Source organism: Flavobacterium sp. 245 (genome assembly GCF_004362055.1).
Classification (GTDB): domain Bacteria; phylum Bacteroidota; class Bacteroidia; order Flavobacteriales; family Flavobacteriaceae; genus Flavobacterium.
The window spans coordinates 387,066-411,043 of sequence record NZ_SNXB01000003.1 but is presented as its reverse complement, the minus strand read 5'-3'; the positions used below and the strand labels follow the sequence as shown (position 1 = coordinate 411,043).

Here is a 23,978-nt window from a genome sequence, read left to right as displayed (position 1 = left end):
TTAATAAAAATGAAAAAGAAATCTTTTTTAAATAGATATAGTTTGCTTTTTATAGCAACAGCATTTCTGACTTTTGCATCATGTTCGGATGATTTTACTGATAGACCTTCTGAAGATGGAATAAGTTTGGATTCTTATTACAGCACAAATGATCAAGTTTCATCGGCTACAAATGGTATGTACAGCAGAACTTGGTTTCAAATGTATAACAAGTTTTGGTGGGCGCTTGAAGTGGGTTCAGGAAATATGTATTCAGGTTCTCCTGACGTGAGCGGATTAAGGACGTTTTCATTAAACGGAAGTGATCCTGAATTGGTAAACGGTTGGTCATCTTTATGGGCAAATGTGCAGCAGTCTAATATGATTATTAACTTTTTGGCGACGAGAGTTGGTCCAGACGTTGATCAAGCTGTTCTAAACAATACAATAGGTGAAGCCTATTTTATGAGAGCTACGGCTTATTTTGATTTGGTTAGACTTTGGGGTCCGGTGCCAATTATCGAAAACCCGCTTGATTACACCAGTAATCCATATGTAAATACTAATACTGTTGCCGATGTTTATAAATTAATCACAATGGATTATTTAAAAGCAATCGAATTATTGGCTGCAAAAACAAGAGGAGCAAATTATGCAAGCAACGGTCACGTTTCTAAAGGTTCTGCAAGAGCATTGTTGGCAAAAGTATATTTGTATCAAAAAGATTATGCAAATGCAAAAGCAATGGCAGAAGCTGTTATAAACAGTGGGGAATTTAAGCTTTTAGGAGGCGATCAATTGCCAGCAAAAAGTTTTGCGGATTTGTTTACTTATCCAAACAATAATAATGAAGAGTCAATTTTTGCTATTCAGTGGAAAGGTGACGGAGCTTACGGTTCGGCTAACAACTGTAACACGCAATTTGGATTCCAAGATGGTACGTTGTCAACTTCAAATGCCTCTTATGCTGGAGTTTTTGGACCAAGTCAAGATGTGATTCTTTCACTTTATGGAGCTGGCGATTTAAGAAAACATGAAACTGTAATGGTTGCTGGTGATAGTTATCCGGCTATTAAAACTACACAGGGAATTGGTTTTACTGTTCCGGCAGGTAAAGATTTAGCACAAGGATCTGGAGGTGCAATTAAAAAATATTGTATTGGTGTTGTAAACGGTAGTGCTACTGGTCAAGCCGATGCGTGGGCAATGATGGACAACAATACTTATGTTATGCGTTATGCAGAGTTACTGCTTATTCATGCTGAAGCGGTTTTGGGAGCAAATGCAACGACTACTGATGCGAGTGCGTTAAATTCTATTAATCAGGTTAGAAGAAGAGCTGGTTTGGCTAATTTAACTTCAATTACGTTTGATGATATCTTTTTAGAAAGAAGAAAAGAATTGTGTTTTGAGGGGGATTATTGGTTTGATTTAGGGCGTATTGATAAAAATAAAGCAATCGCAATTATGTCGGCTCAAAATAGAGGAGACAGATATGCTGAGCGTCATTACACGCCTGTATACAGTGAAGATCATGCGACAAATGATTTCTATATGGATTATCCGGATAATGAGGTGGCTAAAAATCCTAAGTTATTGCAAGCGCCAGTTCCGTATACTTTTAAATAATTACTAAAATTTGACAACTATGAAAAATATAAAAATTAAATACCTTTTGCCATTCTTTGCGATGGTCTTTATGGTACTGGGCGTGTTTTCTTCATGTGACAACGAAGAGGCTTCAAGCGGAGGCGGGGCACCAGTAATTACAAGTGTTGCAAAATCTGTTGAAGGAGATTTGATTCCTGTTAAGGTTGGAGATCCTAAAAATTACTATATCATTCAGGGAACGGGTCTAGCGAATGTAACAAAAATCTATTTTAATGATTTTGATACTTATTTCAACCCGACATTAGTTACAGACTCTGCAATATTTGTTTTAATCGATGAGAAAACGCCATATGCAAATTCAAGTAATAAATTAAAAGTTGTTACAAAAACAGGAACTGTTTTGTATGATTTTGTGATTGCACCGCCAACTCCAAAATTCGAGAGTTATAATTCGATTAATGCGTCTGAAGGTGAAATTGTAACGATTTATGGTGATTATTTCTTGAATCCAACTGTGAAAGTTGGAACAGCAGATGTGCCTGTAATTTCTTCTACATTGACTGAGATTAAATTTAAAATGCCAGCTAATGCAACAGATAAATATGTTACTGTAACAAATATTTCTGGTTCAACTGTGTCTGAGGAAGCAATTGGTTCTGCATTATATGATGATGCATTGCAAGGTGATGCAGGACATTGGATGTGGAGTGGCAGTGATGTTTTTGATACTGATTTTAAAGATGATAAAGTTCAAGGTAAATCTTCAATTAAATTTGTGTTTGGAGGATGGAATGGTGCTGATATGAAATTTAATTCTAGAAATATTTCAAAATATAAAGCATTTAGAGTAAAAGTAAAATCTGTTTCTACAAATACAGGAGCGAGTGTCATATTTGTTTTTGGAGGATGGGCTTATCAAATTAAAAAAACAATAACTTCAACTTGGACAACCATTGAAATTCCATTTTCAGATATTGGAAATCCAACTACTTTCGATCAGCTGACACTTCAGGAATCAGGTAATTTTGGAGGAAATACAATCCTTATGGATGACATGGGATTTGTATTAAAATAAAAAGCAGTTATTTGTTTTGAGTTTTGTTTAAGTATTCCCTAATCTACTCAATTAGGGAATGCTTTTTTATTTTTTATAGTTATAAATAATTTTAAATTTTAATAATGAGAAAGATTATTGCGGCATTTGCTTTTTTTGTTTCTTGTCTGAGTTTCGGGCAAGGAAATACACATAATCAGGCAGGAGGAAAATTTGAAGGTTTAGCCATGACGCCTCCAATGGGATGGAACTCTTGGAATACTTTTGCAACAAATATTGATGAGAAACTGGTAAAAGAAACTGCCGATATTATGGTTTCGTCAGGGTTAGCAGCCTCTGGGTATAATTATATTGTTTTAGATGATGGCTGGATGACAAGAGAACGTGACGCAAATGGCGATCTTGTTCCTGATCCTGCTAAATTTCCTAACGGAATGAAAGCACTAATCGATTATGTACACAGTAAAGGGCTTAAATTTGGTTTGTACAATTGTGCAGGAACGCAAACTTGTGCCGGATATCCAGGAACGCGTGGCTATGAATATCAGGATGCACGTTTTTATGCTAAATTGGGAATTGACTTTCTAAAGTATGATTGGTGTAATACAAAAGGTATTACTGCTCCCGAGGCATACACAACTATGAGCAATGCTCTAAAAACTGCTGGAAGGCCAATTGTTTTCAGTCTTTGTGAATGGGGCGATAATCAGCCTTGGGAATGGGGGAAACCAGTTGGAAATCTTTGGAGAATTTCAGGAGATATTTATCCTTGTTTTGACTGCGAATTTAAACATCCTGAAAATTGGTCGTCATGGGGATTTATGAAAATTGCCGAAATGCGAAAAGACATCCGCAAGTACTCTGGTCCAGATCATTGGAATGATTTTGATATGATGGAAGTTGGAAATGAAATGAATGATACCGAAGATAAATCGCATTTTGCCATGTGGTGCATGCTTTCGTCACCTTTATTTACAGGAAACGATTATCGAAAAATGTCAAAAGAAACATTGGCGATTTTAACTAATAAAGATTTGATTGCAATTAATCAGGATAAATTGGGAATTCAGGGGTTTAAATATGCTGCCCAAGATGGTTTAGAAGTTTGGGTTAAACCTTTGTCTGACGGAAATTGGGCGATAACTTTTTTAAACAGAAGTGATGTCGCTAAAAAAGTCAATTTCAATTTTAAAAAGAATATAATTAAGGATGCTGATTTTGGTTATGAAGCCGATTTTAGTAAAGTAACCTATAAAATAAAGGATCTTTGGAAGAATAAAGAAATTGGAACTACTAAAAAGAATTTTGTTTCTGACCTTGCGTCGCACGATGTAATTACGCTGAGATTAATGCCTTAAATCTTAATTTATGAAATCAAAAAATCATTTTTATGTGATTGCTTTGCTGTTTTTTTCATGCGTTTTACAGGCTCAGTTTGTCAAAAAGCATGGGCAGTTAAGTGTTAACGGAACGCAATTAGTTGATAAAAATAATGATCCGATTGTTTTACGTGGATTGAGTTTTGGTTGGCATAGCATGTGGCCGAGATTTTATAATGAAAAAGCTGTAAGCTGGCTAAAAAAAGATTTTAATTGCAATGTTGTCAGAGCGGCAACAGGAATTGAGTTAGGTGAGATGTCTTACATGAAAGAACCGCAGCTTTCAAAAGAAAAGATTGAAGCGGTTGTAAACGGTGCTATCAAATCAGATATTTATGTTATTATTGACTGGCACAGCCATAATATTAATTTGAAAGAAGCATCGGCTTTTTTTGCTGAGATGTCAAAAAAATATTCCAAGTATCCTAATATAATATATGAGGTCTTTAATGAGCCCGATTATGAAACTTGGTGGGAAGTTAAAAATTATGCAGAAGAGATAATTCGTATAATCAGGGAAAACGATCCTAATAATGTTATTTTGGTTGGCTGTCCGCACTGGGATCAAGACATTAATCTTCCAGCAGAAGATCCTATTGTTGGTTACTCTAATATTATGTACACGATGCATTTTTATGCGGCAACACACGGAAAGGAATTAAGAGATCGAACTGATGCTGCCATAAAAAGCGGACTTCCAGTTTTTATTTCAGAATCTGCCGGGATGGAAGCGTCTGGTGACGGCCCATTAAATATAAAAGCTTGGCAGGAATACATCGATTGGATGGAATCAAAAAAGTTAAGCTGGATTACATGGTCGGTTTCTGATAAAGATGAAACTTGTTCCATTCTCAATAAATCTGCAAAATCGGAAGGGAAATGGAAAGACGAAGATTTAAAAGAATCAGGAATAAAAGTTAGAGAGTTTTTAAGAAAATATAATACGAAGGAATAGAAAAAATCTTTCTGTTCTTTATTGAGGCCTGTTCCATTTTGAACAGGCCTTTTTTTGTTGTTAAAATGTAGAATTGAATGTATAGTTTAAAGCTGTTTTGTAGGTTTATTTTTGTAGGAATTTTGTTTTTGTGAAATTACTGTTTTTAATATATTTGTTTTTGATGGCAATTGAAATGTTTTTAATTATTTTTTACAAGTACCCCTAAATTTTTAGGGGTTGATTTATTTTTAGTGTTTAATTATGCTGTTTTTACTTGGTTTTTTGTTATTTTTTTGTTGCTGACCCTTTTTAAAATTTAAAATTTGTAAAAAATGCGTTATTGAATTTTCAAAAATGAATCGATATAAATATCAAATAACGATTATTGGTTATTAAATTTTTGTAATCCATAATTCTGCCTGTAAAACATCAAAAAAGTTGTTTTCAATTGTTCTACTCATACAAAAGTTAATAAATTCGCTAATGAAAATGAAGGGGTTTTTTGAGGGTGATGAGGGACTTTTAGGATTGACATATACTATTAATTACAGCTATATAAAGATTAACTAACCAGAATCAATTAATAACCAAAAACCAATTACAACATGAAAAAAGTATTACACATTTTAGCCGCGATGTTAACGAGTTCTTTTGCTTTTGCTCAAGATGATACAGAAACTCCAGTTTCACCAGCAACAACATGGGGCGGATCAGCAGATGCGTACTATAAATATGATTTTTCTAAACAAATGAACGGATTAACGAGCTTTACCAACTCGCAGAATTCGTTTGAACTAGGGATGGCATCTATTGAAGCAGGTCATACTTTCGGAAAAGCTTCTGTATTTGTAGACTTAGGATTCGGAAAAAGAGCAGGCGAATTTTCATATAATGAAACAACAGATAAAGATATAACTGCAAAATTTTTAATTAAACAATTGTTTTTTACTTATAATGTTACTGATAAATTTAAATTCGTAGCGGGTAGTTTTGGTACTCATATTGGTTATGAAGTATTAGATGCTGTTGATAATAAAAATTACAGCATGTCATATGCTTTCTCTTATGGGCCTTTCTTTAATACTGGGGTAAAAGCACAATATACTTCAGGAAAATTTACGGCAATGTTTGGTATAACTAATCCAACAGATTTTAAATCAGCTATGGATGCTGGTTCAACTCAAAAAACATTTATTGGGCAACTAGGATATATTGGTGAAACAGGAAGTGCATACTTGAACTTTACTTCAGGAAGCAGTAATCCGGCATCTGATGAAAATAAAACACAAATCGATTTAGTGGCATCAAAAACAATAAGTGACAGTTTTGGTCTTGGTTTTAATGCGACTTATGCTAAAACAAAAAATGATTTTGACGGCGATTTAGATGGAGAATGGTTCTCATTAGTAGGATACGCAAATTATACTTTCTCGCCATCATTATTATTGGCTTACAGAATGGAATATTTTGATGCCAAAGATGCTGCTCCAAGTTTAGGAACTTTAACAGGTTCAAATGTTTTTGCAAACACAGTTTCTTTAAACTACAAAGTTGGAAAACTAACAATAATTCCTGAGCTAAGATACGATGCTGCATCTGAAGATATCTTTTTAGATAGCGATGCATTGCCAACAGGCGGATCATTCTACGCTCTTATAGCTACAACATACTCTTTCTAGAGATAAAGATTGATATTTTTTTTTTTTTTTTGGAGCTGTCGAAACATATTAATGTTTTGGCAGCTTTTTTATTTTTGGTAAAGATTAGGTCGTTAATTATATGGATTATTGAGAGTTCTTTAATGTGTTGTAATAAAAAATGTTTGTTAATGGAATTTTAATGTAAAGACGTATCGCAATGCGTCTTGTAGCAGTAATTTTCGGTTATCTAATAATGTCCACAATGAAATTTGTCGTTAAAAATGTATTTGCACAGATGGACTACATAGGTGTTTTGGTAGTATTTATATTGTCTGTTTTTGGATAATTAGAATAAAAAAAACGCATTTCTAAAACTAGAAATGCGTTATATATTTTGAATCCAATTTTATTATTTACTGAACTTGTTTCTTGTAAATTGAGTAGATTGTATCAATTGTTTTTCTATCTAAAGTTGGGCTTACATCAGTTTGAATATAATGTAGTTTAAAAGCCATAATTGCAGCAGAAAGATTTTTTGTGTTGTAACCAATAATTCTCAATGCTTGTTCAATTTTAAAATCAAAAGGAGCTTCTTCTAAAACTTCATCCGGCCAAATTCCGAAACCTTTTTCAGCTAACGTTTTCCAAGGAAATAAAGCACTTGGGTCTTGTTTTCTTCCTGGAGCAATATCAGAGTGACCTATAATGTTTTGAGTCGGAATATTATAATCTTTTTTCAATTTTGTCAAAAGCGCTACTAAACTGCTGATTTGGCTTTCAGTAAAAGGTTTGAAACCGTTATTGTCCAGTTCAATTCCAATCGAGCTCGAGTTAATATCAGTATTTTTCCCCCAAGTTGCAGCGCCAGCATGCCATGCTCGTAAATAATCATTCAGCATTTGCACAACTTTTCCGTTTTCCGAAATAATATAATGCGCACTAACCTGCGTTTTAGTTTTAGTAAAAGTATTGATAGTCTGCTTTAGTGAATCTTGAGCTGTATGATGAATGATAATAAAACTTGGCTTTCTTAAATTGAAATTTACCGTTCCAATCCATTCTGTTGTTATGCCGTTCACTAAATGAGTAGACCCCGTTTTTGATAAAGTATCTTTTACAATGCCTAATTGCGCGGCATATGTAGTATCAATTACAACCGGACTAATGGCTGGAATTGCCTGTGGGTCTTTACTTGTAATTTGATTCTCTAAAGTTTTAAGCTGTTGATCGTATGCCTTTTCGGTAGTTTTATAGGGATTTGTAGAGCAAGAAGTTATAATAATTGCTAAAATCAAATAACAAAAATGTTTTTTTATCATGACCATTTACATTTTGAGTTGAAGTCTTAAAAAAATTATTCTTCAGCTTTTATTGTTTTTTCTTCTTCTGTTGCTTCTTTCTTATCTTTAGAATCTTTTTTCTTTTTTGATTTTTCTTTTTTGATTTCCTTAAAATTGGCCATAAAAGCAGCATATTTTTCTACTTGGTCTGGATTTAAGAAAGCATTAATTTTTTTATTTGTGCTTTCTCTTAAGGCTTTAATCTGCTCGATTTTTTCATCCTGGCTGCTGCTTTCGTTTTTCAAAAGAACTCCTTGTTCTTTCATACTGTCTGCCAAAACATTTGTAATTGCAATAGCTTGAAGGTCATCAAGTTTTAGTTCTGGTTTCAATTGTTCAACGATTTTAGCTGCAGTTTCTTCGGCAGGAATCTCTTTTGGTTTGCTTGGAGAGCTTTGTGGTCCGGACATCATGCTTCTATCCATTCCCATTCCGCCACTGCGTCCATAACCGCCGCCGCCGTAGCCATTATTGTAACCGCCATACCCGCCTCCATATTGAGCGGATGCTGAGTTAGAACAACATATAGTGAAAATCAAGAGAAAAAATATGTTCGTAGGTTTCATAGTGAGTTTTTATCTAAATTGACAATAATTTAGCGTAAATTTAAGCAGGTTCTCCGTATAAATCAAATTCTGTAGCTTCTATTATTCTAATATTAACAAATTCACCTGTTTTTACATAATGTTTAGAGGCATCAATCAAAACTTCATTGTCAACATCTGGGCTATCAAACTCTGTTCGGCCTACAAAATGCGCTCCTTCTTTTCTGTCAATGATGCATTTGTAAACTTGTCCAACTTTTTCTTGGTTTAAATCCCAAGAAATTTGCGACTGAAGTTCCATTATTTCATTTGCTCTGGCTTGTTTCACATCATCCGGAACATTATCTTCTAATAGATAGGCATGCGTGTTTTCTTCATGAGAATAAGCAAAACATCCCATTCTGTCAAACTTCATTTCTTGAACAAAATCTTTCAGAATCTCAAAATCTTCCTGAGTTTCACCTGGATATCCTACAATTAAAGTTGTTCTAATTGCCATTCCTGGAACAGCAGCACGGAAATCTTTTAATAATTGAGTTGTTTTAGCCTGAGTTGTACCACGTCGCATCGATTTCAAAATAGAATCTGAAATGTGTTGCAACGGAATATCAATATAATTACAAATCTTTGGTTCACGTTTCATAACTTCCAGAACATCCATTGGGAAACCAGTAGGAAAGGCATAATGTAAACGAATCCATTCGATTCCCTCAACTTTTACCAATGCTTCTAAAAGTTCAGCAAGATTTCTTTTTTTATAAAGATCAAGACCGTAATACGTTAAATCCTGAGCAATTAAAATTAGTTCTTTAACTCCGTTTTTTGCCAAACCTTGAGCTTCTTTTACTAATTTTTCAATCGGCTGAGAAATATGTGCGCCACGCATAAGTGGAATTGCACAAAAACTACATGGTCTGTCGCATCCTTCTGCAATTTTTAGGTATGCGTAATTTTTTGGAGTCGTAGTTAAACGTTCTCCTAATAATTCATGTTTATAATCCGCTCCTAAAGCTTTTAAAAGTTGAGGTAGTTCGGTTGTGCCAAAATATTGATCTACGTTCGGAATTTCTTTTTCTAAATCTGGTCTATAGCGTTCAGATAAACATCCAGTTACAAAAACTTTGTCTACTAAGCCTCTGTCTTTTTTGTCTGCATATTCCAAAATCATATTTACTGATTCGGCTTTAGCGTTATCAATAAAACCACAAGTGTTAATTACAATAATGTTTCCTTCTTTTTCTGCAGGAGCTTCATGTTCAACTTCTTTTCCATTAGCACGCAGCTGTCCCATTAGGACTTCACTGTCATAAACATTTTTTGAACACCCAAGAGTGATTACGTTAATTTTGTTCTTTTTTAAAGACTTGGTTCTCATACTTTTATAAATTGGAGTGCAAAATTACACTTTTTTATTCAAACACCGCTTGTTTAGGATTCATTTAGGTGTTTTTTATGATGTTGATTGAATGTAATTTCTTAAAATCTGTCTAAAAAAAATCCGTCAAGTAAAAGACTTGGCGGAAATTTTCATTCATCTATTTAGATTTCTAATTACAATTCAAATAATAAACTCAAGGTAACATTGTTAAGTTTTGATGTAATGTTAGCTCCATCAGTAAATCCTGTTGCAAAAAATCCTTGATTTGATTTTCTTTCTAAATAAGAATAAGCCAAATCTAATTTAGTTGCGCCAAAGCTGTAGCCTAAACCTCCAGAGTAACTGTTTAAGTCACCAATTGTAGTTCCGTTTTTGTATGGGCTTCCTTCAAAACGGTATCCTCCACGAAGGCTTAAACGTTGTATTTTATATTCGGCACCAATTCTTAATTCACCATTCGATGTCAGCTGGCTGTTCATGTCGGCATTTAATCCTCTAAAACCTGGATCGCTCGTTGGTTTGTATTTTGAGTTTGCATAATCTTTAATAGAATAATCAACACTAATTAAACCAGATTTTCCAAATACATATGCACCGCTAAAAGTGAATTTACCAGGTGTCTGCAAGGTGTATCTTTCGTAAACATTGATAAGATTTGGATTAATTGATTCATATATTTCTTGACCGCCGGCAGCTTGTCTTGTTGTAGATAAGCTCTGAGCTACTTCGTCATATAAATCATACCATGTGTTTGATTCGTAGGCAACACCAAGTCGGAAAGCTTCGGTAACTTTGGCAATTGCGCCTAGTTGAAAAGAAAAACCATTTCCGTAAGTATATAAGTCATTATTAAAACGAAGGTTTGAAATTGTTTCGCCTGCTTCTAACGGATTACTGTTGTCTTCGTAAAAACTGCTTGATCTTCTATAATCGGTAATATGTACATTTAGGTTGGCTCCAAAATAAATTCTGTCTTTATAAGATGTTGCAATGTTAAAGCTTAATTTGCTGTTGTATCCTCTCGTGTAAATTTCATTTTCTTGGTAGTAATTACCTCCAGCGGGAACATTTGATGTGTATTGTGTGTTATTGCCATCAGTGGATACTGGATTTATGATATATCCTTGATATCCAAAGTAGGCTTGCTGTTCATCATAAAACATATCTCGATAAGGAACTCCTGTGATTACATTTAATGGAATTCCATTAGCATAAGTTAAAAAGTATTGATCAATCGAATTTCTTGGATTCGTTCCTGCAGAAAATACATCGCTATTAAAATTGTTGGTATTTTCATAAGTGGTTCCGATAGCAATTTTCTTCCAATTACTATTTGGATTATGATCTTTGAAAACAAAAACAGCTCCAGCTTGGTTAAGTATAAACGAATTGTCTTTCTCACTTGTTTCAGTGCCAAAATAGTTCGAATTATTTTTAACCGTCTGATTGCTGAAAGTTATCCCAATCTGATTGTTGTTGAATATTGCAGATCCTGCTGGATTCACACCTAGAGATGATAAATCACCTCCCACAGCTCCAAATGCGCCGCTCATTGCTCTAAAGCGTGCAGTTCCAGTTAAATTGTCCTGTCCATAACGAACAGCATCAGATACTTCTTGTGAATGTAAGGCGCAAATAGAAAGTCCTGTTATTAAAAGGAAGAATATTTTTTTCATCTGGTTAAGTTTTTAAAGTGATTGAATGATTTAAGGAGGAAGTTTTATCTTCTTCCGCCGCCACCGCCGCCACCGTAGGATCTTCCGCCTCCGCCACCGCCGCCACCGCTGTAGCTTCTTCCGCCGCCGCCACTATCAGAACGTGAAGGGCTAGGAGAGTATGTTCTAGAAGAATTATTATTTGGAGTGCTATAACTTCTATTAGTTGTTCCGGCACTTGATCTTCTATTAGAATAATCATAACCGTTGCTTTGACTTTGAGCAGTACCTCTTCTATCGGTAAAAGTTGGGCTTGAATAAGTTCTGCCATTTACAGATGAACTTCTTCTGAAATCTGAATAGCCTCTGCTGGTTGTACCATTGCTGCTTCTTCCGGCATAATTTCTTCCAGCGTAATCTCTTCCTGTATAAGTGCTTCTTCCAGCATAATTTCTTCCTGTATATGAACCTCTTCCTGCATATGAGTCTCTAGAAGCATATCCTCTAGATCCATAATAAGCAGCAGATCCTCTTCTTCCGTAGCTGTAAGAGTAATTGTTGTAGTATCCGTAACCTGGATATCCCCATCCTGGGTATCCCCAACCAGGATAGCCCCAGCCTGGATAGCCCCATCCGTAGTATGGATATCCCCATCCGTATCCGTATCCATATCCATAATAAGGGTATCCCCATCCAAATCCGATTCCCCATGACCACATTGGATCAGAATAATAAGTTACCGAAGTTTCTGTCGTTCCACTTCCCCAAGCTGGGTAAGCTGTTGCTGTTTGAGTACTGTCGTTGACAGCGTAATTACCGTAATTGTCTACATCGGTAAAAATTTCGGTAGGTTGGTTGTCGTCTTGAAGCGATTTAAAGTAATCTTTATATTGATTATTGGTGCTTGTTGTAGTCGTTTGTGCGTACGTGTTTGTAGATTTACCATAAACTCCGTCGTTGTCATAATAAGAAGTGTTTTGGTAAGAGCCACACGATGCAAGTAGAAAACTCAGTAATCCAATTAAGTAAAAGTAACTTGAGTTTTGGCGGAGAGAAGTAGAAGTTTTCATATCTGTGGTGTTTTTTATTGTTGCACATTACAAAAATAGTTAGTTTTGTCAAACTATTTAGTTAAAATTATTTAAAACAAAATTTGTGCCAAACTATATAATATGAGTAAGAACCTTACTACAAGATCAGAAGATTATTCGAAATGGTATAACGAGCTGGTTGTAAAAGCAGATCTAGCTGAAAATTCAGGAGTTAGAGGATGTATGGTTATTAAACCGTACGGGTATGCTATTTGGGAAAAAATGCAGGCTGAGTTAGATAGAATGTTTAAAGAAACTGGACATCAAAATGCTTATTTTCCTTTATTCGTGCCTAAGAGCATGTTTGAAGCGGAAGAGAAAAATGCAGAGGGATTTGCTAAAGAATGTGCTGTCGTAACGCATTATAGATTGAAAAATGATCCCGACAAACCAGGGAAATTAATGGTTGATCCGAATGCAAAACTAGAAGAAGAACTTATTGTTCGTCCTACGAGTGAAGCGATTATTTGGTCTACATATAAAGGATGGGTGCAATCTTATAGAGATTTGCCTTTGTTGATTAATCAGTGGGCAAATGTGGTTCGCTGGGAAATGCGTACGCGTTTGTTTTTAAGAACTGCGGAGTTTTTATGGCAGGAAGGACATACTGCTCACGCTACAAAAGCTGAGGCTATTGAGGAATCTGAAAAAATGATGAATGTTTATGCTGATTTTGCAGAAAGCTTTATGGCGATTCCTGTTGTTAAAGGTTTTAAAACCGAAACAGAACGTTTTGCAGGTGCAGATGAAACCTATTGTATTGAAGCATTGATGCAGGATGGAAAAGCATTACAGGCTGGAACTTCTCATTTTTTAGGTCAGAATTTTGCAAAAGCTTTTGATGTTAAGTTTGCAAATGCAGAAGGAAAGCAAGAGCATGTTTGGGGAACTTCATGGGGAGTTTCTACTCGATTGATGGGAGCTCTAATTATGACACACTCTGACGATCAAGGTTTAGTATTGCCTCCAAATTTAGCGCCAATTCAAGTTGTGATTGTTCCAATTCATAAAACAGACGAGCAGTTAGCAGAAATTACAGCTGCGGTAAATGAATTGACAGCTAAATTAAGAAAGTTGAAAATTTCAGTAAAATATGATGACAGAACGACTCAAAAACCAGGATTCAAATTTGCTGAATGGGAATTGAAAGGAGTTCCTGTTAGAATTGCAGTTGGGCCAAAAGATTTAGAAAACGGAACTTTTGAGGTTGCAAGACGTGATAATTTATCAAAAGAAGTTGTTGCTGGCGAAAAAATCGTTGAATATGTAAATGACCTTTTAGAACAAATTCAAAAAGATTTATTTGATCGTGCATTAAATTATCGTAATACTCATATTACAGAAGTGAATAGTTTTGAAGAGTTTAAGCAAGTTTTGGAAAGTAAGGGAGGTTTTATATCTGCTCATTGGGACGGAACAGCTGCGACTGAAGAAAAGATAAAAGATTTGACAAAAGCTACAATTCGATGCATCCCTTTGGATGCTGTAGAAGAGGAGGGAACCTGTGTATTTACTGGTAGTCCTTCTTCAAAAAGAGTGCTTTTTGCTAAGGCGTATTAAAAAATTTTATTTTTTTTTGCATCAGGTATTGTACAACTAAAAAATAGTTGTATTTTTGCATCCGCATTAGAGAAACACGGTCCGTTCGTCTATCGGTTAGGACGCCAGGTTTTCATCCTGGTAAGGGGGGTTCGATTCCCCCACGGACTACTTTTTTTCTGCAGATTAAGTTCTATACTTGATGTTAATGGTCCGTTCGTCTATCGGTTAGGACGCCAGGTTTTCATCCTGGTAAGGGGGGTTCGATTCCCCCACGGACTACAATTTCAATTTTATTTTAAATTGAAGAAAACTTAGAAGGAAATTGGTCTGTTCGTCTAGGGGTTAGGACTCCAGGCTTTCGTCCTGGTAACAGGGGTTCGATTCCCTTACAGACTACAAAATTAGTTGTAAATAAGTTTTGTAAAATAAAGATTGGTGTCTCGATTTTTGTTTTATTAGTTAAAACCAAAGTGATTGTTTTGCAATTGTGGGAGGTTTTTCTTTTTTAACTAGTATTTATAATAATTATTACATCTAAAATTAAAGAAAATGGCAAATCATAAGTCAGCATTAAAAAGAATCAGAAGTAACGAAAAAAGAAGAGTTCTTAACAGATACCAGCACAAAACTACTCGTAATGCTATTAAAGCATTAAGAATAGCTACTGATAAAGCTGATGCTACTGCAAAATTATCAACTGTAATTTCAATGATTGATAAATTAGCTAAAAAGAACATCATTCATGATAATAAAGCTTCTAACTTGAAGTCTAAGTTAACTAAACATGTTGCTAAATTGTAATTAATTACAATTTCCTAAAGATATAAAAAGTCCTCTTTTAGAGGACTTTTTTTGTTTATATCTACTTCAAAAAATCAATATTTTAAATTTCAAAATAAAAAAAATCCAAACTCAACTTTAAATAAAAGCTTTGAATTTGGATTTTGTTCCGAAGTCTCGGGATTGGAGTTTAGTTTGCTTTAAACTAAAGATTTATTTTCTTTTTAAGATATTCCAGCATTGGCTGTGTAATTGGTTTTGAAAGAAAATCTATTATAATCGGATATTTTTTTGCTTTCGCTAAATCTTCAGGATCAATTGTCGAGGATAAGACTATGACATTTGCGGTGTTGAATTCGGCGTAATCAGGCGAGGTAAAATGGTCTAAAAATTCCCAGCCTCCCATGACGGGCATATTTAAATCTAAGAAAATCAATTCGGGTTTTTTATTCTCTTTGTTTTTGTTGTTGTATTTCAAGGTATTAAAGTGGTGAAGAGCTTCTTCCCCGTTTTGAGCGGTGATAATTTCATGCGAAATTTGTGACTTCGAAATTACTTTTTTACATAACATTAACGTGATTGGGTCATCGTCAATACATAAAATTTGCTCGAGCATGATGTTTAATTTTTAAATGTTATGGTAAAGGTTGTCCCTTTGTTGACCTCGCTTTCTATACTGATCGTTCCTCCCATGGTTTCTACCTGCGATTTTACAAGGTATAAGCCGAGTCCTTTGCTGTCTGGGTAGTTGTGAAATCTTTGATACAAACCAAAAACTTTGTCTCTGTTTCTTTCTAAATCAATCCCAATTCCGTTGTCTTTGAATGTTAATATTGCTTTATTGTCGATTTGTTCTGCAATAATAGATATTTTTAATTTTCTATTTTCTGACTTGTATTTTATAGAGTTGGTGAGCAAATTAAGTAAAATGCTTTCTATATATGCTTTGTTAGTGTTTAGCAAAGGTACACGTTCAAATTTTAACTTGATGATTGGTTTGTGTAATTCTATTTGAAAGGATAATTGGCTAAAAACATTTTCAAAGACTTCTTTTAAAGAAACTTCTTCTTTTTGCATTGAAGGGTTGTCCTTGATAATGATAACTTTAACTAAATCATTGATGGTTTCATTTAGTAAATGAGTCGATTTGGTAAAGCCGGTTAAAATTTCTTCGAGCTCTGGATTTTCGACAGGAATGTCTTCAATAAGGTTTAAAAGCCCGATTAAATTAGATAACGGCGCTCTTAAGTTGTGTGAAGTGATGTATGAAAATTGTTTTAGATCTTTGTTGTTTTGAGTCAGTTCGCGAATAAGATGCTCTTTTTCGGTTTCCAGCTTTTTTTCTTCTGTTATATCTCTTTGAATTGAAATCCAGTGAGAAATTGATCCTTCATTGTTGAAAATTGGAATCATAGAAAAACGAACCCAATACTCTTCTTTTTGTTTTGTATAACTAATAGTTTCTATTAAGCATTCTTCTTCGTTTTTGATTGCTCTTAATAGTTTTTTTAGTTCATCTGAATCTGATTTTGGTCCTTTGAAAATGTTTGGAGATTTTCCAACAATTTCATTAGATAAATAACCTGACATTTGCGAAAATGCAGGATTTACATAGACAATTTTTGGAATTTTTCGCGCTTGTGAATTGGCTTCGGTAATTAAAATCGAATCCTTTGATTGCGTGATTACAGTTTCTAAAAGTTTTAGTCGCTGTTCTTCCTCTTTTTGCTTGGTAATGTCCTGAATAGCTCCAATCATTCTGATGGCTCTTCCGTTTTCATCTTTTAATAAAAAACCTCGATCCAGAACATATTTGTAGCTTCCATCGGCACATCTAAAGCGGTATTGATCTTGCCATTTTTCTGTTTTTTGTTCAATAAAAGAATAGAGTTTTATTGACATTCTGATACTGTCTTCAGGATGAATTTTGTCAAACCACCATTTTGATGTTTTTCCGACTTCGTTTGGATTATATCCAAAAACACCTTCTATTCCTTTGTTCCAGTTTATGCTGTCTTCCTGAATTTTCCAGTCCCAAATGGTATCACTTGTTGCTTTTGCGACAATGTCATATTTTTCATTCGATTCTTTTATTTCTTCATTTGTTTCTTTTAATTTTTTGAAAACAGTTACATTTCTTTTTTCATTTTTAGAAACTATGTATTTGAAGAACAATGCGGTAGTTAATATGAAGAAAATATCTTTAAGAAAAAAAAGATAAAAGTATTTAACGTCCGAAAAATAAGTGGTAAGTATTTTATGACAGACTATTGCCATAAACAATGATACTAGAATATAAACTAGAGTAATTTGGAGAGTTTTACTTTTCATTACCTCAAATATAGTTAAATTAACTATAACTCAGCTATACGAAAACTGCATTTTGAAGTGTATATTTTGGTGTTTTGTATTAACTAATTGATTGTATATACGCAAACTATGTTAGAAACGTTTTTTATTAAAAAATAAAGTGTACCTTTGCGCCCATTAAAAATCACAGATGGAATCTATTAGAAACATTGCAATTATTGCCCACGTCGATCACGGGAAAACAACTTTGGTTGATAAAATTATGTATCACTGTCAATTATTTCGTGACAACGAAAACACAGGTGATTTAATTCTTGATAATAACGATTTAGAGCGTGAGAGAGGTATTACTATTACTTCTAAGAACGTATCAGTTCAATATAAAGGAACAAAAATCAATATTATTGACACTCCAGGCCACGCGGATTTTGGAGGTGAAGTAGAACGTGTACTAAACATGGCCGATGGTGTATGTTTGTTAGTAGATGCTTTTGAAGGCCCAATGCCACAAACGCGTTTCGTACTACAAAAAGCTATTGATTTAGGTCTAAAACCTTGTGTAGTTATCAATAAAGTTGATAAAGAAAACTGTACTCCTGAAGAAGTTCACGAAAAAGTTTTTGACTTAATGTTTGAATTAGGTGCTACTGAAGAGCAATTGGATTTCCCAACTGTTTACGGTTCTGCTAAAAACAACTGGATGTCTGATGATTGGAGAAATCAAACAGAAAACATCGAGCCTTTATTAGACATGGTTATTGAACATGTACCTGCTCCTAAAGTATCTGAAGGAACTCCTCAAATGTTGATTACATCTTTGGATTTCTCTGCTTTTACTGGACGTATCGCTATTGGTCGTTTAGAAAGAGGTATATTGAAAGAAGGTATGCCAATATCTTTAGTAAAAAGAGATGGTGCTGTAACGAAATCAAGAATCAAAGAATTACACACTTTTGAAGGTCTTGGACGTAAAAAAGTTGCAGAAGTTATTGCAGGTGATATTTGCGCTGTAGTTGGTATTGAAGGTTTTGAAATTGGAGACACTATTGCAGATAACGAAAACCCTGAAGGTTTAGCTTCTATTGCTATTGATGAGCCTACAATGAGTATGTTGTTTACAATTAATGATTCACCTTTCTTTGGTAAAGAAGGTAAATTTGTAACTTCTCGTCATATTAGAGAGCGTTTGACAAAAGAATTAGAGAAAAACTTAGCTATGAAGTTAGGTGAAACTGATTCTGCCGATAAATTCATGGTTTTTGGCCGTGGAGTACTTCACTTATCTGTACTTATTGAAACAATGAGAAGAGAAGGTTATGAGTTGCAAATTGGTCAACCACAAGTTATTATCAAAGAAATTGATGGTAAAAAATGTGAGCCAATTGAAGAATTAACAATCGATTTACCAGAAAATCTTTCAGGTAGAGCAGTTGAATTCGTAACAGTTCGTAAAGGTGAAATGTTGAGTATGGAGACTAAAGGTGAGCGTATGATTATTAAATTTAATATTCCATCTCGTGGAATTATTGGTTTAAGAAATCAATTGCTTACAGCTACTGCTGGTGAGGCTATTATGTCACACCGTTTCATTGGATATGAGCCTTACAAAGGAGAAATTTCAGGACGTAACAAAGGTTCATTGATTTCTATGGAAAAAGGTAAAGCGATTCCTTATTCTATCGATAAATTACAAGATCGTGGTAAGTTTTTTGTTGAACCAAATGCTGAAATTTACGAAGGACAAGTAATTGGTGAAAACTCTCGTGGTGATGATATGTGTGTAAACGTAACGAAAGAGAAAAAACAATCTAACGTTCGTTCATCTGGAAATGATGAAAAAGCGAGAATTATCCCTCCAATTATTTTCTCATTAGAGGAAGCTTTAGAGTACATTCAAAAAGATGAATATGTAGAGGTTACTCCAAAATCTATTCGTTTGAGAAAAATCTATTTGACAGAAACTGATAGAAAAAGATTTAAAATCTAATTAGATTTAAATTTCAATATAAAATCCCAAATTCCAATTCTGGAGTTTGGGATTTTTTTGTTTCTACTCGTATTGTAATTTTGTAATTTTAAAATTGTTTTTTTTAATGAATTATCTTTTCAAACTAAAGTGTCCTTTTGCTTCGCGTCCGTCTTCTAGTTTAAGTGTGTACCAATAATCATCTGCAGGCATAGGGCTTCCAGTGTAAGTTCCGTCCCAACCATCGCTTGAAGCGGTAATTTGTTTGATTAATTTTCCATATCGATCAAAAATAAGAATTTTGGCACCAGAATTGAAAGTGTCATTTGCTCCTTGAAGATTCCAATAATCATTATATCCGTCATTATTTGGAGTAAAAAACTTTGGAATTCCGAGTACTGCTACGGTTTTTGAAATTTTTCCGCATCCGTTTTTATCATTTATATAAAGGTCATGTATGCCTGGACGGACATTTTCAAATAAGTTAGATTCTTGAAAAGTGCCATTAGGATCATCTAAACTATATTCATAATTTCCAGCTCCCGAAACATTTGCTTCAACAATATTATAATCTGACAAATCGGAGATGGAAACAGAATCTAGATGTGCAATATCTGAAGCTGTTACGTTAATAGTTCTGGTTCTGCCGCAACTAATTGCATCTTTAGTGAAAACTTCTACCGTATATTTTCCTTCTTCATTGACATCTAAAGTTTCGTTAGTTTCTCCAGGTATTATACTTCCGTCTTTTGACCAACTATAGGTGTATGTATTGGGTGGAATGTTTCCAATAATTCCGGCATCAAGTTTAACAAAAAATGTAGGCAAATTAGAGCACACTAACTCGTCTGCAGTGCGATTGCTGTTTATGTCAATATCTGGTTTAGGATTTACTTTAAGTGTAATATAGGCTCCTAATCCAAAACACGCATTGTCTAGATTGCTGTCAACACGTACCCAGATTTCTTGCTGTTTTGGTGTTGTATTTCGGTAGTTTGAAGGATTTTCAATTGCATTAGTTTCTGCCAAAGCATCAATTTCATTCGAAAAATAAGTTATAGAATAATTTGTACTTGCAGAAGGAAGCATCGACTGAATGTCAGTTGTTACACTGCTAAAATCAAAACTTGCAATTCCGTCTTTGTCATCATTAGCAACGTCAATAAAATCATCACAAATGGTAAAAGATCTTTTAAAGTTGGGATCGATTTGTGTTGTTGAAACAATCAGATTTAATTGAGAAACTGCAAAACATCCATTTGAATTTTCAACTCTTGCCCAAATATTTTTATTGCTGCTCGTAAACGCAAGCGGATTTGAAATTAATAGAGCAGGATCTTTTGTATTTGCACCGGCCAAAGTAGTATAATAAGAGAATGTTTCATTAGCAAAATTGGCCGAAATAAAATTATTTTTTGTGGTTACATTAAAATCAGAAACTCCGTCAGTATCGTCATCACATTGCACAATTGTAATTGGTGAGTTTAAAACGGGTAAAGCATAAAGCGTTAGTTTCACAGAATTAGCAGAAGTTAAACCGCACGCATTATTGTTTCTGTTTAGGAGCACGCGATATTGATAACCATTCATTATTTTATTTGTTTTTTGAATGGTTAAAGAAGTGGTTTTAGTTCCTGTATAAATTGCATTTTCGGTTAAAGCATTCCAAGTATTTCCGCCATCAGTAGAAAATTGCCACTGAAAAGTATCAGCATTGGATTCGATGCTGAAAGTTACTTTTTCTAATTCGCAAACAGTTTGATTTTCTGGTTGTTTGGTAATTAAAATTGGAGTTGCAATAATATAATTGCCGTTTGGAGCTGTATAACCATCGGTTCTGCTGGTTACAATTCCTAAAGCATTTACAGCAACCGGCGTATTTCCTAATTGACCATCAAAGTTTGGGTCTGTAAATCCAGCCTCTATAACATCATTACACCCGTCGTTATCACTATCGATTTCAGTGTAGTTTTTTATTCCATCATTATCAGAATCTAAAACGGTATATTTTAAAACACCACTGTCAGTATTAGTTTCTAAAAGATCGGCTAATCCGTTACTTCCAAAGACTGTCGAGTCGACAATTCCATCACGATTAACATCAGGAGTATTGCTTCCGGATTCGGTCAAATCGTAAATTCCGTCATTATCACTGTCTAAATCAAGGTAATTGGGAACGCCGTCATTATCTGTGTCGATTGGTGTTGCACTGATGTCAAAAATTTCGTCTAAACCATCTAAATTAGTATCCGTTTTTGATAAAGCGATTGGTTTGATTTGCGATTCGATTACATCTGGAACACCATCATTATCTGAATCTAAATCCAGTTGATCTGGAATTCCGTCGCCATCACTGTCTTTTGGAACGCAAGTAGCAACAAGCTTAAATGTTGATTTATTGCCAGCATTATCAATTAGGTTTTTATGAGTGATTTTAAATGATTGTGTTTGATACGATTGGAATTTAAAACCACCGTTACCAGCTGGCAAAGGAACATCACCATTTGATCGAAAGCGAATTTCGAAAGAAGAAAATTGCGTAACTCCGCTTTCGTATATTCCATCATAATTGGTGTCAATTAGCAATTGATTGTAAGGATTTAGAACTGTGACTGTTTTGTCAATATCAGAAGTGATACTATATTCAGCATTAGAATTTAATAGATCAGTTTCATTTGCGTTAGTGATATATTCTAAACGAATATTTATTGGTTTTGCAAATTTCAAATTATAGCTTACAGAAAAACCTTTACCTGGCATGACTTCGGTAACAAAACTTCCATCTGCATTTCCAGTAAAAGGAATTGCAGCTGCCGTCGCACTGTTTGTTACAGTACCCGTGAAAGAATTTGAATATGCTCCCGTTTTTACCAAACCTGAATTTTGGTTTGATATATTTATGGGCAAATCTCCGTACGATTCTGTACAGTTTGTTATGCCGTCATTATCATAATCAATATCAATATTGTCATTAGCTAAATCATTATCAATATTAATTGGACAGTCACTTACTGGAATTTTGTCTGAAAACACATCACTTACACAGCCTGAAATGCTTCCTCTTACCTGATAGAAACCGGGCTGTGATGGACTAAAAGTGTTTTTATTTTCACCTGGGATAAGAACATCATCCTTATACCATTGAAAAGTATCATAAGAAGAAAGCGTATTTATCTTTAAAGACACATTTGGAATACATGCTGAATTATTTAAGGTAATTTTACTGCTGACAATCTCAGGTTTTAAATCAAAACCCGAATAGTATCCACCATAAGTTGCTGCACCGTTAGTTCCAAAATAAGAAACATAAACTTGTTTGGTGGATTTTACTGAAATATTTCCTGATAAATCAGGTACACTATAGCGCACAAAATTTGCTGTTCCCTGTATTGGGGTTGGAAGAGCGGTTATAGTGCTATTGTTTAACAAAACGGTAGCTCCAGTTTCAGTAACAATATTCAAAAATCCGTTAAAAATATTATTTCCAATTGATTGGATTTGAGGAATATTATCTACCGTATTAGGCGTCGCACAGTTTATAGGAGGGACAAAAAACATATTTTGATTGGCTGGGTTCGTTGTTCCTCCAATACTTTGATAGGCAAACACATTATTGGATGTTTTTACGTATAAACTTCCGTTGCTGAATTGGCTTCCGTCAATTGCAACATATTCCCCGCTGTTAAGGGTTTTGTATGGAGAAGTAGCGCCGTTCAAAAACACCTCTGTATTGTCGTAATGTGCTACTAATAAAGCACGTTCCAATTCATCTGTTCCAAGGCCTTTTATGAAAATATATTCTTTTCCTGTTTTTTCCAATGGAACAATTTGGTCAAAACCCACATCTCTTCCTATAGGTTGCAATCCTGAATTTTGAGTAGGTGCAACCAATGTGCTATTACTTCCTCCAAATGAACCTGAAGTAACTACTACTGGTTTGTCAGATGTAACTAGGGCTCCAATTAATTTAGAGCTATTTGATGAAATTTCTTTATCGTCATAATTATCTAAAGTGATTATATAACTTTGATTTTTACTTAGCGTAACGGTTATTGGTCCAGTTATTGTTTTCGTAGTAAAAGTTGTTTCGTCAGAAATTTTGGTTCCATTCTGGATATTTGAAATGGTGATTTTTGTACCATTTTCTGTTGCCATTATGGAGGCAAAGTTGGTTAAACTTGAGTCGTTAAGCGGATTTAACATTGCGCCTAATCTAAAAGTGGTGCCAAGTGCACTGTTTCCTTTTGAGACTACTCCTCCAGCGTGATTATATGTTCCATTTGGAGTAAGTGTAGCATTAACTCTTGCGCTAACATAAACTAGATCTTCTGCTTCAACTATGTAGCCTCGGTTTGATACTATTGCAGCACCTATTACAGTTGTAAATAATTGTGTGTTAGGGCCTGTTCCAATATAATATCGATAAGGATTGGTATTGTTTACGGTCCCGTAAACTATGCTTCCTCCGCTAGCAATGATTTTGAAATTAACATTGGCAACACTTGGAGTTGAAATGTATAGATATTGATCGCTGGCTATTATAAACGGATTGCAAACCATTGGAGGTATAAAATGTGTTTTGCTGAATTGTGAAAAACAATTTAAGGTGAAAAGCAAAAGTAAAAAGGAGTGTAATGTTTTTTTCATTGGCTCGTTTATTGGCAGCATACAAAATTGAATCGCCCAAACCAAAAATAAGATTTATTTTACTTTATTGAAAGATAGAAAGTTTTTTTTTCTTTGTAAATATTTAAAATTTAGGAGTTTTGGA

The 23,978-nt window shown here is 34.4% G+C and carries 16 protein-coding genes and 3 tRNA genes; 11 read left to right on the top strand and 8 right to left on the bottom strand.

Annotation, left to right across the window (positions count from 1 at the left end):
• The first annotated feature begins 9 nt into the window (after nt 1-9).
• The 5 genes from EV145_RS07850 (at nt 10) to EV145_RS07830 (ending at nt 6,639) form a co-directional block, all read left to right on the top strand.
• The gene (locus EV145_RS07850; protein ID WP_133524664.1) at nt 10-1,608 is read left to right on the top strand and encodes a RagB/SusD family nutrient uptake outer membrane protein; all 1,599 of its coding nucleotides are present in this window, start codon (nt 10-12) and stop codon (nt 1,606-1,608) included.
• Nucleotides 1,609-1,627: 19 nt separating this feature from the next.
• Entirely contained in the window at nt 1,628-2,665 is a 1,038-nt protein-coding gene (locus EV145_RS07845) for an IPT/TIG domain-containing protein (RefSeq protein ID WP_133524663.1), read from the top strand.
• Nucleotides 2,666-2,769: 104 nt separating this feature from the next.
• Nucleotides 2,770-4,002 (top strand): glycoside hydrolase family 27 protein, encoded by a 1,233-nt coding sequence (locus EV145_RS07840; protein ID WP_133524662.1) that lies wholly within the window; start codon nt 2,770-2,772, stop codon nt 4,000-4,002.
• Nucleotides 4,003-4,012: 10 nt separating this feature from the next.
• Nucleotides 4,013-4,978, top strand: a complete 966-nt coding sequence (locus EV145_RS07835; RefSeq protein ID WP_133524661.1) for a glycoside hydrolase family 5 protein — start codon at nt 4,013-4,015, stop codon at nt 4,976-4,978.
• 587 nt (nt 4,979-5,565) lie between these two features.
• Nucleotides 5,566-6,639, top strand: a complete 1,074-nt coding sequence (locus EV145_RS07830) for an outer membrane beta-barrel protein (protein ID WP_133524660.1) — start codon at nt 5,566-5,568, stop codon at nt 6,637-6,639.
• Between the two features lie 374 nt (nt 6,640-7,013).
• Here the strand turns inward: EV145_RS07830 and EV145_RS07825 are convergent, their stop codons facing one another.
• The 5 genes from EV145_RS07825 to EV145_RS07805 all read right to left on the bottom strand — a co-directional run bounded on the left by EV145_RS07825 (nt 7,014) and on the right by EV145_RS07805 (nt 12,588).
• Complete coding sequence (locus EV145_RS07825) at nt 7,014-7,919, bottom strand: N-acetylmuramoyl-L-alanine amidase (protein ID WP_133524659.1); 906 nt, start codon at nt 7,917-7,919, stop codon at nt 7,014-7,016.
• Nucleotides 7,920-7,954: 35 nt separating this feature from the next.
• On the bottom strand, nt 7,955-8,506 hold the full coding sequence (locus EV145_RS07820; protein ID WP_133524658.1) for a hypothetical protein: 552 nt from the start codon (nt 8,504-8,506) through the stop codon (nt 7,955-7,957).
• A 40-nt stretch (nt 8,507-8,546) separates the two neighbouring features.
• Nucleotides 8,547-9,860 carry a 30S ribosomal protein S12 methylthiotransferase RimO gene (rimO, locus tag EV145_RS07815; RefSeq protein WP_133524657.1) on the bottom strand — a complete coding sequence of 438 codons (1,314 nt, stop codon included), beginning with the start codon at nt 9,858-9,860 and terminating at the stop codon, nt 8,547-8,549.
• Nucleotides 9,861-10,036: 176 nt separating this feature from the next.
• Nucleotides 10,037-11,539: an OmpP1/FadL family transporter gene (locus EV145_RS07810; protein WP_133524656.1), complete on the bottom strand. Its 1,503-nt coding sequence runs from the start codon at nt 11,537-11,539 to the stop codon at nt 10,037-10,039.
• Nucleotides 11,540-11,583: 44 nt separating this feature from the next.
• Nucleotides 11,584-12,588 carry a hypothetical protein gene (locus tag EV145_RS07805; RefSeq protein WP_133524655.1) on the bottom strand — a complete coding sequence of 335 codons (1,005 nt, stop codon included), beginning with the start codon at nt 12,586-12,588 and terminating at the stop codon, nt 11,584-11,586.
• Nucleotides 12,589-12,690: 102 nt separating this feature from the next.
• Here EV145_RS07805 and proS point away from each other — a divergent pair, with 102 nt between their 5' ends.
• The 5 genes from proS to rpsT all read left to right on the top strand — a co-directional run bounded on the left by proS (nt 12,691) and on the right by rpsT (nt 14,952).
• Nucleotides 12,691-14,169, top strand: coding sequence for a proline--tRNA ligase (gene proS / locus EV145_RS07800; protein ID WP_133524654.1), 1,479 nt, complete (start codon nt 12,691-12,693; stop codon nt 14,167-14,169).
• A 78-nt stretch (nt 14,170-14,247) separates the two neighbouring features.
• Nucleotides 14,248-14,319 (top strand) — tRNA-Glu (locus tag EV145_RS07795).
• A gap of 39 nt (nt 14,320-14,358) precedes the next feature.
• Nucleotides 14,359-14,430 (top strand) — tRNA-Glu (locus EV145_RS07790).
• 45 nt (nt 14,431-14,475) lie between these two features.
• Nucleotides 14,476-14,547, top strand: a tRNA-Glu gene (locus EV145_RS07785).
• Nucleotides 14,548-14,700: 153 nt separating this feature from the next.
• A complete protein-coding gene (rpsT, locus tag EV145_RS07780) occupies nt 14,701-14,952 on the top strand; it encodes a 30S ribosomal protein S20 (RefSeq protein WP_068844538.1) in 252 nt (83 codons plus the stop codon).
• A 184-nt stretch (nt 14,953-15,136) separates the two neighbouring features.
• Here rpsT and EV145_RS07775 read toward each other — a convergent pair whose 3' ends face one another.
• Both EV145_RS07775 and EV145_RS07770 read right to left on the bottom strand, forming a co-directional pair.
• Nucleotides 15,137-15,547: a response regulator gene (locus EV145_RS07775; RefSeq protein WP_133524653.1), complete on the bottom strand. Its 411-nt coding sequence runs from the start codon at nt 15,545-15,547 to the stop codon at nt 15,137-15,139.
• Nucleotides 15,548-15,552: 5 nt separating this feature from the next.
• Nucleotides 15,553-17,208: a PAS domain-containing protein gene (locus tag EV145_RS07770; RefSeq protein WP_243739222.1), complete on the bottom strand. Its 1,656-nt coding sequence runs from the start codon at nt 17,206-17,208 to the stop codon at nt 15,553-15,555.
• Nucleotides 17,209-17,431: 223 nt separating this feature from the next.
• Here EV145_RS07770 and typA point away from each other — a divergent pair, with 223 nt between their 5' ends.
• A complete protein-coding gene (gene typA / locus EV145_RS07765; protein ID WP_133524651.1) occupies nt 17,432-19,228 on the top strand; it encodes a translational GTPase TypA in 1,797 nt (598 codons plus the stop codon).
• Nucleotides 19,229-19,339: 111 nt separating this feature from the next.
• On the opposite strand, the gene EV145_RS07760 is transcribed toward typA, so the two are convergent.
• Complete coding sequence (locus EV145_RS07760; RefSeq protein WP_133524650.1) at nt 19,340-23,854, bottom strand: T9SS type B sorting domain-containing protein; 4,515 nt, start codon at nt 23,852-23,854, stop codon at nt 19,340-19,342.
• Nucleotides 23,855-23,978: the final 124 nt, after the last annotated feature.